General features: G+C 59.6%; 20 protein-coding genes. 7 read left to right on the forward strand and 13 right to left on the reverse strand.

What is annotated here, in order from left to right; genetic code table 11:
- Window positions 1-83: 83 nt before the first annotated feature.
- A complete protein-coding gene (locus GT753_RS22615) occupies window positions 84-1,415 on the forward strand; it encodes a hemolysin family protein (protein WP_004933603.1) in 1,332 nt (443 codons plus the stop codon).
- A gap of 69 nt (window positions 1,416-1,484) precedes the next feature.
- Here GT753_RS22615 and GT753_RS22620 read toward each other — a convergent pair whose 3' ends face one another.
- A complete protein-coding gene (locus GT753_RS22620; RefSeq protein WP_004933604.1) occupies window positions 1,485-1,691 on the reverse strand; it encodes a DUF1107 domain-containing protein in 207 nt (68 codons plus the stop codon).
- Between the two features lie 330 nt (window positions 1,692-2,021).
- Between GT753_RS22620 and GT753_RS22625 the strand changes: the two genes are divergently transcribed.
- Window positions 2,022-2,579 (forward strand): YtfJ family protein, encoded by a 558-nt coding sequence (locus tag GT753_RS22625; RefSeq protein WP_025159587.1) that lies wholly within the window; start codon window positions 2,022-2,024, stop codon window positions 2,577-2,579.
- Between the two features lies 1 nt (window position 2,580).
- Here the strand turns inward: GT753_RS22625 and cysQ are convergent, their stop codons facing one another.
- On the reverse strand, window positions 2,581-3,321 hold the full coding sequence (gene cysQ, locus GT753_RS22630; RefSeq protein WP_031300142.1) for a 3'(2'),5'-bisphosphate nucleotidase CysQ: 741 nt from the start codon (window positions 3,319-3,321) through the stop codon (window positions 2,581-2,583).
- A gap of 255 nt (window positions 3,322-3,576) precedes the next feature.
- Here cysQ and GT753_RS22635 point away from each other — a divergent pair, with 255 nt between their 5' ends.
- On the forward strand, window positions 3,577-5,529 hold the full coding sequence (locus GT753_RS22635) for a bifunctional 2',3'-cyclic-nucleotide 2'-phosphodiesterase/3'-nucleotidase (RefSeq protein ID WP_160125974.1): 1,953 nt from the start codon (window positions 3,577-3,579) through the stop codon (window positions 5,527-5,529).
- Window positions 5,530-5,627: 98 nt separating this feature from the next.
- Here the strand turns inward: GT753_RS22635 and fklB are convergent, their stop codons facing one another.
- Complete coding sequence (gene fklB / locus GT753_RS22640) at window positions 5,628-6,248, reverse strand: FKBP-type peptidyl-prolyl cis-trans isomerase (protein ID WP_004933618.1); 621 nt, start codon at window positions 6,246-6,248, stop codon at window positions 5,628-5,630.
- Between the two features lie 267 nt (window positions 6,249-6,515).
- Between fklB and GT753_RS22645 the strand changes: the two genes are divergently transcribed.
- Window positions 6,516-7,190, forward strand: a complete 675-nt coding sequence (locus GT753_RS22645; RefSeq protein WP_016929348.1) for an OapA family protein — start codon at window positions 6,516-6,518, stop codon at window positions 7,188-7,190.
- Between the two features lie 3 nt (window positions 7,191-7,193).
- On the opposite strand, the gene GT753_RS22650 is transcribed toward GT753_RS22645, so the two are convergent.
- From GT753_RS22650 to rpsF, 5 genes are all read right to left on the reverse strand, one after another.
- Window positions 7,194-7,547 (reverse strand): DUF488 domain-containing protein, encoded by a 354-nt coding sequence (locus GT753_RS22650; RefSeq protein WP_015376398.1) that lies wholly within the window; start codon window positions 7,545-7,547, stop codon window positions 7,194-7,196.
- A gap of 110 nt (window positions 7,548-7,657) precedes the next feature.
- A complete protein-coding gene (gene rplI, locus GT753_RS22655) occupies window positions 7,658-8,110 on the reverse strand; it encodes a 50S ribosomal protein L9 (protein WP_004933629.1) in 453 nt (150 codons plus the stop codon).
- A gap of 39 nt (window positions 8,111-8,149) precedes the next feature.
- Window positions 8,150-8,377: a 30S ribosomal protein S18 gene (gene rpsR / locus GT753_RS22660; RefSeq protein ID WP_000135199.1), complete on the reverse strand. Its 228-nt coding sequence runs from the start codon at window positions 8,375-8,377 to the stop codon at window positions 8,150-8,152.
- Between the two features lie 4 nt (window positions 8,378-8,381).
- Window positions 8,382-8,699, reverse strand: coding sequence for a primosomal replication protein N (gene priB / locus GT753_RS22665; protein WP_160125975.1), 318 nt, complete (start codon window positions 8,697-8,699; stop codon window positions 8,382-8,384).
- Between the two features lie 8 nt (window positions 8,700-8,707).
- Window positions 8,708-9,106, reverse strand: coding sequence for a 30S ribosomal protein S6 (rpsF, locus tag GT753_RS22670; protein ID WP_004933634.1), 399 nt, complete (start codon window positions 9,104-9,106; stop codon window positions 8,708-8,710).
- A gap of 452 nt (window positions 9,107-9,558) precedes the next feature.
- Between rpsF and GT753_RS22675 the strand changes: the two genes are divergently transcribed.
- Complete coding sequence (locus GT753_RS22675) at window positions 9,559-9,825, forward strand: DUF1471 domain-containing protein (RefSeq protein ID WP_004933636.1); 267 nt, start codon at window positions 9,559-9,561, stop codon at window positions 9,823-9,825.
- Between the two features lie 99 nt (window positions 9,826-9,924).
- Here GT753_RS22675 and GT753_RS22680 read toward each other — a convergent pair whose 3' ends face one another.
- Window positions 9,925-10,284, reverse strand: a complete 360-nt coding sequence (locus GT753_RS22680) for a hypothetical protein (RefSeq protein WP_174242173.1) — start codon at window positions 10,282-10,284, stop codon at window positions 9,925-9,927.
- Window positions 10,285-10,406: 122 nt separating this feature from the next.
- Entirely contained in the window at window positions 10,407-11,159 is a 753-nt protein-coding gene (yjfP, locus tag GT753_RS22685; protein ID WP_015376396.1) for an esterase, read from the reverse strand.
- A gap of 127 nt (window positions 11,160-11,286) precedes the next feature.
- On the opposite strand from yjfP, the gene bsmA reads away from it, so the two are divergent.
- Both bsmA and GT753_RS22695 read left to right on the forward strand, forming a co-directional pair.
- Window positions 11,287-11,595 (forward strand): biofilm peroxide resistance protein BsmA, encoded by a 309-nt coding sequence (bsmA, locus tag GT753_RS22690; RefSeq protein ID WP_160125977.1) that lies wholly within the window; start codon window positions 11,287-11,289, stop codon window positions 11,593-11,595.
- Between the two features lie 122 nt (window positions 11,596-11,717).
- Entirely contained in the window at window positions 11,718-11,993 is a 276-nt protein-coding gene (locus GT753_RS22695; RefSeq protein ID WP_031300149.1) for a DUF1471 domain-containing protein, read from the forward strand.
- Here the strand turns inward: GT753_RS22695 and GT753_RS22700 are convergent.
- From GT753_RS22700 to rlmB, 3 genes are all read right to left on the reverse strand, one after another.
- On the reverse strand, window positions 11,990-12,388 hold the full coding sequence (locus GT753_RS22700; protein ID WP_016929354.1) for a DUF350 domain-containing protein: 399 nt from the start codon (window positions 12,386-12,388) through the stop codon (window positions 11,990-11,992). The two genes, GT753_RS22695 and GT753_RS22700, sit on opposite strands and share 4 nt — an antisense overlap.
- 66 nt (window positions 12,389-12,454) lie before the next feature.
- Window positions 12,455-14,083, reverse strand: a complete 1,629-nt coding sequence (locus GT753_RS22705) for an isovaleryl-CoA dehydrogenase (RefSeq protein WP_160125978.1) — start codon at window positions 14,081-14,083, stop codon at window positions 12,455-12,457.
- Window positions 14,084-14,199: 116 nt separating this feature from the next.
- Window positions 14,200-14,931 (reverse strand): 23S rRNA (guanosine(2251)-2'-O)-methyltransferase RlmB, encoded by a 732-nt coding sequence (rlmB, locus tag GT753_RS22710; protein ID WP_004933653.1) that lies wholly within the window; start codon window positions 14,929-14,931, stop codon window positions 14,200-14,202.
- Window positions 14,932-14,943 lie beyond the last annotated feature (12 nt).

Consider the following 14,943-nt stretch of genomic DNA (forward strand, 5'->3'; position numbering starts at 1 on the left):
TCTGGTTGTTATCGCTGCTTTTTTTACTATGTACTACCCTTCCTCAAGAGCGCCGGCATCCCGTCGGCACGTATGGATAGATTATGTTAAACAGTATTTTACTGATTCTTTTTCTGATCGCGGTGAGTGCGTTCTTCTCACTGTCGGAAATCTCTCTGGCCGCCTCGCGCAAGATCAAACTGAAGCTGATGGCTGACGAAGGTAACGTCAACGCCGCCAGAGTGCTCAAGCTGCAAGAAACCCCTGGCATCTTTTTCACCGTGGTGCAGATCGGCCTGAACGCCGTGGCCATCCTCGGCGGTATCGTCGGCGACGCGGCTTTCTCGCCCACTTTCAAGGTGTTGTTCGATCGTTTCCTGTCGCCCGAATTGGCGGAACAGGTCAGCTTCATCTGCTCTTTCGTGCTGGTGACCAGCCTGTTTATCCTGTTCGCCGATTTGACCCCGAAGCGCATCGGTATGATTGCACCAGAGACGGTCGCCGTCCGGATCATCAACCCGATGCGTTTCTCCATCATGATCTTCCGCCCGCTGGTGTGGTTCTTCAACGGCATGGCCAACCTGATCTTCCGTATGTTCAAGCTGCCGATGGTGCGTAAAGACGACATCACCTCCGATGACATCTATGCGGTGGTGGAAGCCGGCGCCCTGGCGGGCGTACTGCGCAAACAGGAGCACGAGCTGATTGAAAACGTGTTCGAACTGGAATCGCGCACCGTGCCGTCTTCGATGACCTCGCGCGAAAGCGTGGTGTACTTCGATCTGCGCGAAAGCGAAGAGAGCATCAAGGAGAAAGTCTCGACTCACCCGCACTCCAAGTTCCTGGTGTGCGACGGCCATATCGATCAGGTGGTCGGCTACGTCGATTCCAAAGACCTGCTGAACCGCGTGCTGGGCAACCAAAGCCTGGTGCTGAGCAGCGGCGTGCAGATCCGCTCGGCGCTGATCGTGCCGGACACGCTGACGCTGTCCGAAGCGCTGGAAAGCTTCAAAACCGCCGGCGAAGACTTCGCGGTGATCCTCAATGAATATGCGTTGGTGGTGGGCATCATCACCCTTAACGACGTGATGACCACGCTGATGGGCGATCTGGTCGGCCAGGGCCAGGAAGAGCAGATCGTGGCGCGCGACGAAAGTTCATGGCTGATTGAAGGCGGCACGCCGATCGACGACGTGATGCGCGTGCTGGACATCGACGAGTTCCCGCAGGCGGGCAACTACGAGACCATCGGCGGCTTTATGATGTATATGCTGCGCAAGATCCCGAAACGCACCGACTTCGTCAAATACGCCGGCTACAAGTTCGAAGTGGTGGATATCGACAGCTACAAGATAGACCAGCTGCTGGTCACCCGGCTGAGCGACAAGCCGGCGGCGGTGCTGCCGAAAGCGCCGGACGACACGCCTGCGGCCTGACGGCGCGAAGGACAAAAACATCAGCGGCCCCATCGGGGCCGCATTTTTTTACCGCTGTCAGCGAGGTGCTCACCCCATCTCGGTCTGCAACAGCAGCACCTGACGGTTCACTTCAGACATCACGCTGAAATGGCGCTTGTCGCGAATCTTCGGCGGCAGGATTTTCCCCTCGTCGAATTCAAATGCGCCCACGTCCTTGATATACAGCCTTCCGCGAAACAGGGTCTTAACGTACTTTGCCACTTTCAAAGGGTTATAACGCTGGAAGATTCTCATTCTTTTACGCTCCTCCCGTTGATCCATGCGCTCAGCGAGCCGCCAAAGGTGGCAGCCTCGAAATTCAGAACGCAACTTGATTGCATGTAGTAGACCCAGTAAAGACCAGAACGTTCACTTCTGCCCGGATATCTACGCTGGATTTACACTTTTTGACAGAATTGTATATGATAATTTATAACGTTTTCAGGATATCCCTTCAAAATCTGATGATTAGCGAACCAAGGGAAAATCTGCGATCCGGTTAACAGGACAGACCTCTTATCACATCCTATGCTTTAGGCTGTCGAAGTGCTGTCGCACAAATTCCCCCCATTACAAGGAGAAAGCATGAAAACAAGTCGCATGCTGATGGTATCCCTGCTGCTCGCCCCGCTTTTCGCTTCCGCGCACAACTTCCAGCTCCAGCAGCGCGTGGCGCCGGTCGGCGTCAGCGACAAAGGAGAGCTCAATTACGCTGACGGTAATTTTAGCTACCAGAACTGGAACAGCGCGCAGCTCAGTGGAAAAGTGCGAGTGATACAACATATTGCCGGCCGCAGCTCCGCCAAAGACATGAACGACCCACTGATTGAAGCGATCAAGAAGGCGAAGCTACCACACGATCGTTACCAAACGACGACAATCGTCAACACCGACGATGCCCTGATGGGCACCGCGATGTTCGTGCGCAGCAGCATTGAAGACAGCAAGAAGGAGTTCCCATGGTCGCAGTTTATCGTCGACAGCGACGGCAACGTGCGCAAAGCCTGGGATCTGCAGCCGAAAGGCTCCGCCATCGTGGTGCTGGATAAGCAAGGGCGCATCCAGTTCGCCAAAGACGGCGCGCTGACGCCGGAAGAGGTGCAGCAGGTGATGTCCAAGCTGCACCAGCTGTTGGCGAACTAACTCAGAACAGCGACACCCGGAAGCCGGGGTTGAGGAAAGATTCACGCGGGGTATAGAGCAATGGCTTACCCTGCCAATCGTGAATTTGCGCCCCGGCGGCCACCGCCACCGCATGCCCTGCGGCGGTATCCCAAATGTTGGTCGGCCCGAAGCGCGGATAGAGCTGCGCCTTGCCTTCCGCCACCAGACAGAACTTCAGCGAGGAACCGACTGACACGGTCTGGTGCTCGCCCAACTGCTGCAAATAATCTTTCAGTTCGTCATCGATATGCGAGCGGCTCACCACCACCAGCGGCGGATGCGCGTTGCTGACGCCGATCGCCTGCCGCACGCCCTTCTCTTCTTTCCAGGCCTTACCGCGCTCCGCCAGATACAACACGTCGATCGCCGGGGCATACACCACCCCCATCACCGCCTGCCCATCTTCAATCAGGGCGATATTGACCGTGAACTCGCCATTGCGATGTAAAAACTCTTTGGTGCCGTCCAACGGATCGACCAGCCAGTAGCGCGTCCAGCCGCGCCGCTCTTCCCACGCCGGCGGATCCTCTTCCGACAGCAGCGGCACCTCCGGCGTCAGCGCCGCCAGGCCGCGCTTGATGATATGGTGTGCCGCCAGATCGGCCGCCGTCACCGGTGAATCATCTTTTTTCTGTGCGACATCAAGCGGTTGTTCACCATCGTACACCGCCATGATCGCCGCCCCCGCCTCGCGGGACAGTTGGCAAATTCGCTCTAACATCATGCACCTCAACTCCGCATCTCCGTGGGAAATTTCCCCCTGTCTCTGCTAGCAGACTAGTTTTTTTTACGCCGAATATCCATCTCAACCGCCTAAGCCTCGGGAATTCCTCATTTCTTGTTGGGCACAACTGTGAACTTCCCCGCGTTACCCGCCGCCATTTTCTGCCACACTTCACAGTTTACTGTGGCAAGCAATGTTAATTACATTTCCCTCTGCGATAACACTCGAATAATGGAATGGAGAGAATCCCAAATGATGAAGCATCCACTGACGCTGTCCGCGCTTGCGCTGCTGGTGTGCGCCTCCGCGCAAGCGGCCACCGTCGATCTGAGCGTGCTGGAAACCACCGATCTGCACAGCAACATGATGGACTTCGATTACTACAAGGACACACCGACCGACAAGTTCGGCCTGGTGCGCACCGCCAGCCTGATCCAACAGGCGCGCCAGCAGGCCGCCAACGCGGTGTTGGTGGACAACGGCGACATCATTCAGGGCAGCCCGCTCGGCGACTACATGGCGGCCAAGGGGCTGAAACCGGGCGACGTGCACCCGGTCTATAAGGCGATGAACACGCTGGACTACGTCGTCGGCAACATCGGCAACCATGAGTTCAACTATGGGCTGGACTACCTGAAGAACGCTATCGCGGGCGCCAAATTCCCGTATATCAACGCCAACGTCATCGACGCCAAAACGCAAAAACCGCTGTTCACGCCGTACATCATCGTCGATACGCCGGTGAAAGATCGCGACGGCAAGGCGCATACGCTGCGCATCGGCTACATCGGCTTCGTGCCGCCGCAGATCCTGGTGTGGGACAAGGCCAACCTGCAGGGCAAAGTGACGGTGGACGACATCACCGCCACCGCCAAGCGCTACGTGCCGCAGATGCGTAAAGAGGGCGCCGATCTGGTGGTGGCGATCCCTCATTCCGGGCTGTCCAGCGAGCCTTACAAGGCGATGGCGGAAAACTCGGTCTATTACCTCAGCCAGGTGCCGGGCATCGACGCCATCATGTTCGGCCACGCCCATGCGGTGTTCCCGAGCAAGGACTTTGCCAACATCAAAGGCGCGGATATCGACAAAGGCCTGCTGAACGGCGTGCCGGCGGTGATGCCGGGCCAATGGGGCGATCATCTCGGCGTGGTCGACCTGCAGCTCAACAACGATGGCGGCAGCTGGAAAGTGACCGCCGCCAACGCGGAAGCACGGCCGATCTACGACAAAGAGAACAAGAAATCGCTGGCGGCGGAAGACGCCGCGCTGGTGAAAGTGTTGGCGGACGATCACAAGGGCACGCGCGAGTTCGTCAGCCAGCCGATCGGTAAATCCGACGGCAACATGTACAGCTACCTGGCGCTGGTGCAGGACGACCCGACGGTGCAGATCGTCAACAATGCGCAGAAAGCCTACGTCGAACATTACATCCAGGGCGACCCGGACCTGGCCGATCTGCCGGTGCTGTCGGCGGCGGCCCCGTTCAAGGTCGGCGGCCGCAAGAACGATCCCGCCAGCTTCGTCGAAGTGGAAAAAGGCCAGCTCACCTTCCGCAACGCCGCCGATCTCTATCTCTACCCCAATACGCTGGTGGTGGTGAAGGCGAGCGGCAAAGAGGTGAAAGAGTGGCTGGAGTGCTCCGCCGGTCAGTTCAACCAGATCGACGTCAACAGCGCCAAGCCGCAGGGCTTGATCAACTGGGACGGCTTCCGTACCTATAACTTCGACGTGATCGACGGCGTCAACTACCAGATCGACGTCAGTCAGCCGGCGCGCTACGACGGCGAATGCCAACTGATCAACGACAAGGCGGAGCGTATCAAGCAGTTGACCTTCAACGGCAAGCCGATCGATCCGAACGCCACCTTCCTGGTCGCCACCAACAACTACCGCGCCTACGGCGGCAAATTTGCCGGCACCGGCGACCAACATATCGCCTTCGCTTCGCCGGATGAAAACCGCTCGGTGCTGGCGGCCTACATCAGCGCCGAAACCCAGCGGCATGGCGCGGTGCGCCCGCAGGCGGACAACAACTGGCGTTTGGCGAACTTCAGCAGCCAGCAGCCGCTGGATATCCGCTTCGAGACCTCGCCTTCGGACAAAGCGACAAGGTTTATCAAAGAGCACGCCCAATATCCGATGAGCGCCGCAGGCAGCGACAGCATCGGCTTCGCGGTTTATCGCATCGATTTAAGCGGTAAGTAACACGGTTTATGGCCGGCGCGCCCGGCCATTCATCGCCCGTCTGCGCGGCGCATAAAATAAGGGCGCCACGAAGGCGCCCAGAACAATCCTCGGTGGGATTACAGGATTTCCAGCAGCTCGACGTCGAACACCAGCGCGCTGAACGGCGGGATGGACGCGCCTGCGCCACGCTCGCCGTAGGCCAGGTTGTGCGGGATATACAGCTGCCATTTGGAGCCGACCGGCATCAGGGTCAGCGCTTCGATCCAGCCTGGGATCACGCCGCTGACCGGGAATTCTGCCGGCTGGCCGCGTTCAACCGAGCTGTCGAACACGTCGCCGTTGATCAGACGGCCGGTGTAGTGCACGCGCACGCGATCCTGACGGGACGGAATTGGGCCGTTGCCCTGCTCCAGTACGGAGAACTGCAGGCCAGACTCGGTCAGCGTCACGTCATCGCGCTTGGCGTTGTCGTCCAGGAATTTCTGGCCTTCAACCGCCATCGCCTGCTGGCGCTCGCGGCGCACCGCGTCCGCACGCTCGTGGATTTCACGCAGCGCACGGTGCACCACGTCTACCGGAACCGCCGGGGCATTCCCTTCCAGCGCGTCACGCAAACCCGCCAGCAAAGCTTCCGGTTGCAAACCTTCCAGCCCGGACTCTTGCAGCTGCTGGCCGACCTGTAAACCAATCCCGTAACTTGCTTGCGCTTCAACGCTGTCAAAAGAAGGGGTTGTCATGGGGTTTTCCTTAAGTCTGTAAAAAGTCGAAAGCGCAGCATAACAGCGCGTCAATGCCGGGTAAAATCTTGTGTGGAGAATGATGACTTTTGTCGTAGAAAAAGAAACAATAACCTTCTGTTAACGCCCGCAGCCGCAAACCCCGGCTCTGCCGCTCAGCCGCCTTTCACTTCAATCAGTTAGCGGACTATACTGAAAGCAGGATATCGGGCAGGCGACGCGTTTGCCGCGCCGCACTGATTATTACGCCGTCGAAGAGAGGTCACCATGGGCAGAATCGCGCCCAGGAGAAGGAAAACCACCCGCATCTACCAGCCGCTGCTGCGCACCTGGCTGAACATCAGCCAGCGCCTGAAACCAGGCGCCGCACCCACGGCTGAAGGCGCGGAACCGCCATCGGAGCCGCCGTCGGCCAACGACAAAATGCAGCGGGTCAAAGCGCTGCTGATTAAAGTCTGGCATCTGCCGGACGGTTTCCATTGGATGGAACCGCTGCCCTACTTTCATCGCCGCTGGGTGCTGATCTTCGGCATCATTCTGCTGCTGGCGTTGCTATGGCCCTACTCGCCCGAAAGACAGCCGTTCCCGGTCTCTCAGCAGGAAACCAGCGTGCCGCTGCAGGCCGAGCTGCAAAACGGCGGTAGCGCCGCCACGCCTGCCAACGAACCGACGCCGGCAGGCAACTGGCAGCGTTATCAGATCCAGCCCGGCCAGACCCTGGCCCAACTGTTTCGCGACAACAATCTGCCGGTGAATGAAGTGTTCGCCATGGCACAGGTGGAAGGCGGCGACAAGCCGCTGAGCAACATGAAAGCCGGCCAGGAAGTGCGCATCGAACGCGATGCCAACGGTGTGATTAGCGCGCTGTCGGTCACCACGGCAGACAACAGCCAGGCGCTGTTCCGCCGCCAGGCCGACGGCAGCTACCGCCGGGAACGCTAATCTCTACAGCTGCGCCAGCAGAAACTCGCGCAGCACCACGCCCTGATTGTGCTCGGTATCTTTGCTGCCATACAGCAACGTCAGCGTTTGCCCCTGCCGTAACAGCGCCACCAGCGGCTGCCAGGCGTCGTTGGCCGCCAGCTGTTGGCGATAGCGCGTCTCAAAGGCTTCCCACTGGTCGGTATGCTGATGGAACCACTTGCGCAGCTCGTCATCCGGCGCCACCTGTTTCAACCACTGCACGCCCGTCAACCGCTCTTTGCTGATGCCGCGCGGCCATAGCCGGTCTATCAGATAACAGTGTTCCGGCGCCGGCGCGCTGAAATCGTAAACCCGCTGTAGCGTAATCGTTGCCATCGCACGCTCTCCTTTTCATCCCGTCTTCAAGCGTAGCGCGTTTTGCCGGGCGCAGAAAAGCAAAACGCCAGCGCGAGGCTGGCGTTTTAACCGGTTAACAGCAGCGTAAATTACGCTTCTGCAACCACAACTACATTCAGCTGTGCGAACACGTCGCTGTGTACCTGGAAGTGCACTTCGTGCTCGCCAGTGGTACGCAGAACGCCGTTCGGCAGACGAACTTCGCTCTTGGCAACTTCAACGCCTGCCGCAGTCACTGCGTCAGCGATGTCGCGGGTGCCGATAGAGCCGAACAGTTTACCTTCGTCGCCAGATTTGGAAGCGATGGTGACTGAACCCAGTTCGTTGATCTTGGTTGCGCGAGCTTCAGCAGCAGCCAGAACGTCAGCCAGTTTGGCTTCCAGTTCAGCACGGCGTGCTTCGAAGAACTCAACGTTTTTCTTGGTAGCAGGAACAGCTTTGCCCTGTGGTACCAAGAAGTTACGAGCGTAGCCCGCTTTAACGTTAACTTGATCACCCAGGCTGCCCAGGTTTGCTACTTTATCAAGCAGAATAACTTGCATTACCTTATCCTCTCAAAGTCGTTAATGGACAGTGGCCGATTACTGATGACGATCAGTGTACGGCAACAAAGACAGGTAGCGCGCGCGCTTGATAGCACGGGCCAGCTGGCGCTGATATTTTGCACGAGTACCGGTGATACGGCTCGGTACAATTTTACCACTTTCGGTGATGTAGTTTTTCAGCGTAGCGATGTCTTTATAGTCAATCTCTTGAACGCCTTCCGCGGTGAAACGGCAGAACTTGCGACGACGGAAATAACGTGCCATTTGGCTAGTCTCCAGAATCTATCAATTCAATCTGCTCGGCATGCAGAACCAATTTGCTCAGCCCGTTGCGCCCTTGATGGCAGCTTACAAAGCCTTGCACGGTAATCTGACTGCCGACCGTTAATCTTTGAGTTAGTGCTTGTGACTGTTGTCCGCTGACAACCACGGGCATTCGGCACCATGCTTGTCTGCTGAATCCGGCTTCCGTCTGCTGCGAACGGTGATCTAGCACAAATTGGCAGTGCGGTATCCCGGAAGGACTCACTTTTCGAACCGGCGCCTTGCACACAGTGCCCGACAAAACCAGACGATTAGCCGTCACGGCGGCAATTACTCTTCAGAATCCCCAGCATCTGCATCATCTGCGGTTTCGTTAGCGAAATCTTCGCGGCGATCGCCACGACGTTCGTCTTTCGCTTTAACCATCGGAGATGCTTCGGTTACCGCGTGCTTAACGCGCATAACCATGCTGCGGATAACGGCGTCGTTGAAGCGGAAGTTAGTTTCCAGCTCATCGATCGCTTCCTGCGGCGCTTCAACGTTCAGCAGAACGTAGTGAGCTTTGTGCAGTTTGTTGATCGGATAAGCCAGCTGACGGCGGCCCCAGTCTTCCAGACGGTGAATCTGACCTTGCGCGTTAGTGATGGTAGCACTGTAACGCTCGATCATGCCCGGAACCTGTTCGCTTTGGTCAGGATGGACCATAAAAACGATTTCGTAATGACGCATCGAATTGCTCCTTACGGATTATTCAGCCTCCTGTCAGGGTCAACCGCGGCCCATGGAAGCAAGGAACGTGTTTAGTGTGCGGCTGAAAAATGACGCGTAATCATACTGACGCAGGGCGGGAAACTCAAGGACTGCGTGGGTTTTATTCGCGTTAATGCGAGGCGCTATGGGAAATAGCACGATTTGCTCGTGAGTGAACCTATGTACGCCGATCCATCAGTTCAAAAATCTTTCAATGAAATCAGCGTTGAGTCACAAATCTATTTCACTTTTTTTGAAGGATGCCTTCAAAACACCCCGCTTTTTAATCGCCGGCAACGGACTAAAATTAACCATATCCGCCGCAGACAGCGCGACGAAAAAGATCCCAGGTTATTCAATGCAGATAAATGACTTTTTGCCGCAGCGACACTCGCTGTCAGGCCGTAACGGCAAAAAGTAAGAGAGGCACTATGAAACGCATTATTCTCGCGACGGCGCTGGCCGCCCTGTTCTCCGCCAATGTGATGGCCGCGACGGAGATCACCTCGCACCAGGCCGATCAACGCCAAAGCGTCGGCTTCGTCACCCTGAACCAGAATGTGGTTTCGCCGGACGACGCCAGCAGCCAGGTCAGTAAAATCGCCGACCAACGCGGCGCAAGCTCTTATCGCATCATCGCCCTGCACGAACCGGGCGACAACAGCACGATGCACGTCAGCGCCGAGCTGTACCGCTAAAGAGACGCGCCACGCCAGGGAAATCCCAGGGCTTCATCAGAAAGCCCGTTCAGTCCGCACCGGAGCGCCGCCCGTTGGGCGCTCCGCTTCCCCCGCCAATCAGAGCTTGAGCAACGCCGGCGCGTTGAGCGCCTTGCCCGGATTGTGCAACTGCAACGCCATCCGCAGATAGTGGGTGCGCATTTGCAGCAGATCGGCACTTTCCGCCAGGGTCGCCCGCTGTTCGAACGAGAGCGCTCCCGGCGCCGCAGTGTGAGTGGCCGCCGCTTTCGGCGCGAAAGAGAACAGTGCCGTCATGTTTTGCACCGTCTGCGCGGTAATGCGCGACAGCGGATGCACCTTGCCGTCGGCTGCCTCCAGCATCTCGCTGAAGGCCGCTGAGTTAAGCTCGGCGCGCGCTTTCATCGTTCCCATCAAACTGCGATCGGCGTCGGCCGTCTTGCTGATACCCTTTATCATGCCCTGCTCCTTGCTGCCCCAGAAAGAATTCACGCTGACATTCTCCCCTTCATTCGGCCAAACGATGGCCGAAACAGCAGGCACAGAGCGCTGCAATTCCATGCATCGTGCCCGGCGGCGCATCACAGCTCGCGGCGGAAAAAGTCGGCCGTGGCGGACAACGCCAACGGCGTGATGCGGTGCTTCACCCCCGGCTCGACGAGCGACGTCAAACGGCCATCCGCGCCTTGCCGCCGCAGTTCGGCCGCCAAACGCAGGCTGTCCGCCGCAGGCACCACGTCGTCCGTCTCGCCGTGCCACAGCAACAACGGCCGCCCGGCTATCGTCTCCAAACGCCCTTCCAGCTCATATTCCGCCAGCACGGCGGTGCGCGCGGCAAACGCCGCCGGCGAGAGCACCTCGCCCTCTTCGCCCAACGGCGGATACAGCGTTTGCGCCAGTGAACGGTAATAGCCGGAGCCCATCAGACTGGCGGCCGCCCGGATCCACGGGAAGCGCGCGAAGGCGCCAAGCGCGGTCATGCCGCCCATTGAGGCGCCGGCAACGCCGATGCGTCCGTCGGCAATCAGGCCAAGCCGCTCAAAATGTGCCTTGATCTGCGGCAGCTCGTCGATATTGCTGCGCAGGATCTCCCAGAACGCCGCCAGGCGCCGCGTCTCATCGCCGTCGAACCGCTCGCCGTGCCGATCGGCATCCGGCAGCACCGCCCGAAAACCGGCGCGCGCCAGCGCATAGGCGAAGTAGGCGTACACCTCTTTCGACGAGGTATAACCATGGCAGAAGAACACCGTCGGCAGCGGCCGATGATACTGCCCCGCCGGCACCGCATGGATCACCGCAATATCGCCCGCCCGCTCGTCATGAATTTCGATCATCCGTTCATCCTCAACTCACCTGTTGGCATTCATCATGACAAACTTGCGCCAGCCAGCGTTAGCTCAATCTGTTCCAGCTTATATTGCGTTACACTGAAGCCATCGCACCGGCTCTTTCGAGGTTCCCATGACGTTTGTCCGCACACTTATCGCCCTGACGCTGGCCGCACAGCTTGCCGCCTGCGGCATCATGACCACCACGCCGAAACCGCCGCCGCCGCCCACCGCACAGGCGCAGGAGATCGTCCGCGCGCAGACCGCCGAGCTGGTGAAAATCGGCACCGTCACCGCCGTGGTACGCGGCAGCCCGATGGACGTGGAAGCGGAGATCCAGCGCAAGGCCACCGCCGCCGGCGCCCGTTATTATGTGATCATCATGAACAGCGAAACCGTCGTGCCGGGCCAATGGTATTCCCAGGCGATCCTGTATCGCTAAGGCGGGGATTTTTTAAGCAGATTTACACTGGCTTTGCACAGGCTGAAGCAGGGTGTTGCACACTGAGGGACAGCATGCCGCATGTTGCGGGTGCGATTCAGGATCTGACGAAGGGGAACGCCATGAAACGCTCCACCGCACTCACCTCCCTCTTGCTTTCCATGGGGTTGCTCAGCACCGGCGCACAGTCCGCCGAGCTGGCGCCCGCCGATCGCGTGACGCCGCTCAGTGAAATCGCCGAGATCACCTTCAGCAATCTGCCCGGCTCGCCGCAGGAAGCGGAACTGGCCATCGCCCGCACCGCCGACCGACACGGCGCCAGTTATTACCGCATCCTGCGGATGGAAGAGCAGGCGCACCCGCTTGGCTGGCGCGCCTCGGCCATCTTATACCTTTAGTAGCTCATGCACGCCGCATTCAACACGCCGCCGCTAACGGAGACGCCCCCCAGGAAAATCCCGGCGGCCAGGTGATTCGCTTCGATCTTTTCGCTGATGCGCGGCATGTAGATCTTCACGGCCGCGAACAGCAGCAGTTGCACCACCAGCGCCACTACGCCCCACAGCAGGTAATCCAGCAGGCTGATCGAGTTGATCGCCGCGCTGGCCAGCGGGATCACATACCCCAGGCAAGCGCCGATAAAAGCAAAGGCGGCGGATTGATTATCGGCCTTGATCAACGCCCATTCGTCGTGCGGGGTGATGCGGGTATAGACGAACAGAAACACCAAAATCATGGCGAAACCGCTGAAGAAGTAAGAGGCGAACGCCGCCAACGCGCTGAGAATATCCATGTGCATTTTCCTGTCAGAGTGAGGCTGAATTAAAAAGGTTTTCGCCGCCGCGCGCCACCCTTTTCCCTAACCGCCGATGGCGCGGTTCAGCAGCAGTTCGCACACCTCGGCCGACAGCAGGCTCTCGCCGCGATGATCCAGCGTCAGGTGGCACCAGGCGTCGGCGATCTGCGGGCTGGCATGCTGCAGCAGCTGCGCGGCGCAGCACAGGTCGAACAGCTGCTGGGTCAGCAGCCGCCCCATCTCTTCACGCGGTTGCCGGGCGCGCTGCTGCCACTGCCGCCAGGCGTGATCGAACAACCGATTCTGGCCGCGCACCGGCTGCAGCTCGAACTGCAACATCTCGAGCGCGCCCGGCAGTTTATGCAGACTGCGCAACACGTCCAGACACATGATGTTGCCGGAGCCCTCCCAGATGCTGTTCACCGGCATTTCACGGTACAGGCGCGGCAGCTCGCTCTCTTCGCAGTAGCCGATGCCGCCCAGCACCTCCATCGCCTCGGCGATGAACGGCATGCCCTGGCGGCAGATGCTGTATTTGGCCGCCGGCGTCAGCAGGCGGCTGTAGATCAGCTCGCCCTCATTGCTGCGACTTTCCCAGGCGCGAGCCAGCCGGAACAGCAACGCGGTATGCCCTTCCAGCCGCAGCGCCATGCGCGCCAGAACCTGGCGCATTAGCGGTTGTTCGATCAACAGCTTACCAAATGCCTGCCGCTGCAGCGCATGATACAACGCCACCGACAACCCGCGGCGCATCAGACCGTGGCTGCCCAGCGAGCAGTCGAAACGGGTCAGGCCACCCATTTTCAGGATATGCCGCACGCCGTCGCCCTCATCGCCCAGCAGCCAGGCCGCGGCGTCCTGAAACTCCACCTCGCTGCTGGCGTTGGAGCGGTTGCCCAGCTTGTCTTTCAGCCGTTCCAGGCGAATGGCGTTGCGGCTGCCGTCCGGCAAAATGCGCGGCAGGAAGAAGCAGGACAGCCCGCCTTCGGCCTGCGCCAGCACCAGGTGCGCATCGCTCTGCGGCACCGAGAAGAACCACTTGTGCCCCACCAGCCGGTAGGCTTCGCCCGGCCCACGCGCGCCGAGCGGCACGGCGGTGGTGGTATTGCTCAAGACATCGGAGCCGCCCTGCTTCTCCGTCATGCCCATGCCGATCAGCAGGCCGCGCTTTTGCCCGCCAGGCAGCAGGTGAGCATCATAACGATCCGACAGCAACGGCGTCAGCCAGGAACGGAATTCCGCCGGTAACGCCTGCAGCAACAGCGGCGTGGCGCCGAAGGTCATGGTCACCGGGCACAGCGTGCCGGCCTCGACCTGCGCATGCAGCATAAAGCGCGCGGCGCGCGCCACGAAGGAACCGATGCGCGCATCCTCCTGCCAGGGCAGGTTGTGCACCCGGTTGGCGATCAGCCCCTGCATCAGGATATGCCAGGCCGGGTGAAAGCGGACGTCGTCCAGTCGCTGGCCGGTGGCGTCGTAGCGCAGCAGCTCCGGCGGGTTGGCGTTGGCCAGCCGCCCCAGCTCCAGCGACTCCTGCGTGCCGAGCTGCTGGCCCAGCGAAGCCAATACCTCGGCGTCCCAACCACCTTGCTCGCGCTGCAGCGCTTCGCGCAGCGGCGTATCGGAGAGAAACAGGTTGCTGTTACCCAGCGGCTTGGGTTGGTTAAAAACGGTGTGCGTAGTCCAGACCATGAGAGTGCTCCCTGAAAAAAGCGTCAGGAGTAAGTATGGTCGGCGCAGGGATTTCTGCCGCAGGCGGGATCACAAGAGGGGGAATTAACGGGGGCACTGCGCCCCCGTCAGGAGAATCAGCCGCGCTGACGCACCGCTTCGAACAGGCAGATGCCGGTGGCGACCGACACGTTCAGCGAAGAGACGGTACCGGCCATCGGGATGCTGATCAGCTCGTCGCAGTGTTCGCGGGTCAGGCGGCGCATACCTTCGCCTTCCGCGCCCATCACCAGCGCCATCGGGCCGGTCATTTTGCTCTGATACAGCGTATGGTCGGCTTCGCCGGCGGTGCCCACCACCCAGACATTCATTTCCTGCAACAGACGCAGCGTGCGCGCCAGGTTGGTCACGCGGATCAGCGGCACGTTTTCAGCCGCGCCGCAGGCCACTTTCTTGGCGGTGGCGTTCAGCTGGGCGGAACGGTCGCGCGGCACGATCACCGCGTGCACGCCGGCCGCGTCGGCGCTGCGCAGGCAGGCACCGAGGTTGTGCGGGTCGGTCACGCCATCCAGCACCAGCAGGAACGGCGTCTCCACGCTTTCCAGCAGGCCTGGCAGATCGTTCTCCTGATACTGACGCCCTTCGCGCACCCGGGCGATGATCCCCTGGTGCACCGCGCCTTCAACCTTGTCATCCAGCCATTGGCGGTTCGCCACCTGGATCACGATGCCGGTCGCTTCCAGCTCGGCGATCAGCGGTTGCAGGCGGCGATCTTCGCGGCCTTTCAGGATAAACACTTCCAGGAAGCGTTGCGGGTCGCGCTCTAACAGGGCTTTGACGGCGTGGATGCCGTAAATAATTTCGCTCATGATGCTCTTTTA

Source organism: Serratia sp. Z4 (genome assembly GCF_009900725.1).
Classification (GTDB): domain Bacteria; phylum Pseudomonadota; class Gammaproteobacteria; order Enterobacterales; family Enterobacteriaceae; genus Serratia; species Serratia nematodiphila.

Bases quoted from the DNA above. Each gene is read 5' to 3' on its own strand.
- GT753_RS22615 (WP_004933603.1), top strand. From the start codon at position 84: ATGTTAAACAGTATTTTACTGATTCTTTTTCTGATCGCGGTGAGTGCG.
- GT753_RS22620 (WP_004933604.1), bottom strand. From the start codon at position 1,691: ATGAGAATCTTCCAGCGTTATAACCCTTTGAAAGTGGCAAAGTACGTT.
- GT753_RS22625 (WP_025159587.1), top strand. From the start codon at position 2,022: ATGAAAACAAGTCGCATGCTGATGGTATCCCTGCTGCTCGCCCCGCTT.
- cysQ (WP_031300142.1), bottom strand. From the start codon at position 3,321: ATGTTAGAGCGAATTTGCCAACTGTCCCGCGAGGCGGGGGCGGCGATC.
- GT753_RS22635 (WP_160125974.1), top strand. From the start codon at position 3,577: ATGATGAAGCATCCACTGACGCTGTCCGCGCTTGCGCTGCTGGTGTGC.
- fklB (WP_004933618.1), bottom strand. From the start codon at position 6,248: ATGACAACCCCTTCTTTTGACAGCGTTGAAGCGCAAGCAAGTTACGGG.
- GT753_RS22645 (WP_016929348.1), top strand. From the start codon at position 6,516: ATGGGCAGAATCGCGCCCAGGAGAAGGAAAACCACCCGCATCTACCAG.
- GT753_RS22650 (WP_015376398.1), bottom strand. From the start codon at position 7,547: ATGGCAACGATTACGCTACAGCGGGTTTACGATTTCAGCGCGCCGGCG.
- rplI (WP_004933629.1), bottom strand. From the start codon at position 8,110: ATGCAAGTTATTCTGCTTGATAAAGTAGCAAACCTGGGCAGCCTGGGT.
- rpsR (WP_000135199.1), bottom strand. From the start codon at position 8,377: ATGGCACGTTATTTCCGTCGTCGCAAGTTCTGCCGTTTCACCGCGGAA.
- rpsF (WP_004933634.1), bottom strand. From the start codon at position 9,106: ATGCGTCATTACGAAATCGTTTTTATGGTCCATCCTGACCAAAGCGAA.
- GT753_RS22675 (WP_004933636.1), top strand. From the start codon at position 9,559: ATGAAACGCATTATTCTCGCGACGGCGCTGGCCGCCCTGTTCTCCGCC.
- GT753_RS22680 (WP_174242173.1), bottom strand. From the start codon at position 10,284: ATGATAAAGGGTATCAGCAAGACGGCCGACGCCGATCGCAGTTTGATG.
- yjfP (WP_015376396.1), bottom strand. From the start codon at position 11,159: ATGATCGAAATTCATGACGAGCGGGCGGGCGATATTGCGGTGATCCAT.
- bsmA (WP_160125977.1), top strand. From the start codon at position 11,287: ATGACGTTTGTCCGCACACTTATCGCCCTGACGCTGGCCGCACAGCTT.
- GT753_RS22695 (WP_031300149.1), top strand. From the start codon at position 11,718: ATGAAACGCTCCACCGCACTCACCTCCCTCTTGCTTTCCATGGGGTTG.
- GT753_RS22700 (WP_016929354.1), bottom strand. From the start codon at position 12,388: ATGGATATTCTCAGCGCGTTGGCGGCGTTCGCCTCTTACTTCTTCAGC.
- GT753_RS22705 (WP_160125978.1), bottom strand. From the start codon at position 14,083: ATGGTCTGGACTACGCACACCGTTTTTAACCAACCCAAGCCGCTGGGT.
- rlmB (WP_004933653.1), bottom strand. From the start codon at position 14,931: ATGAGCGAAATTATTTACGGCATCCACGCCGTCAAAGCCCTGTTAGAG.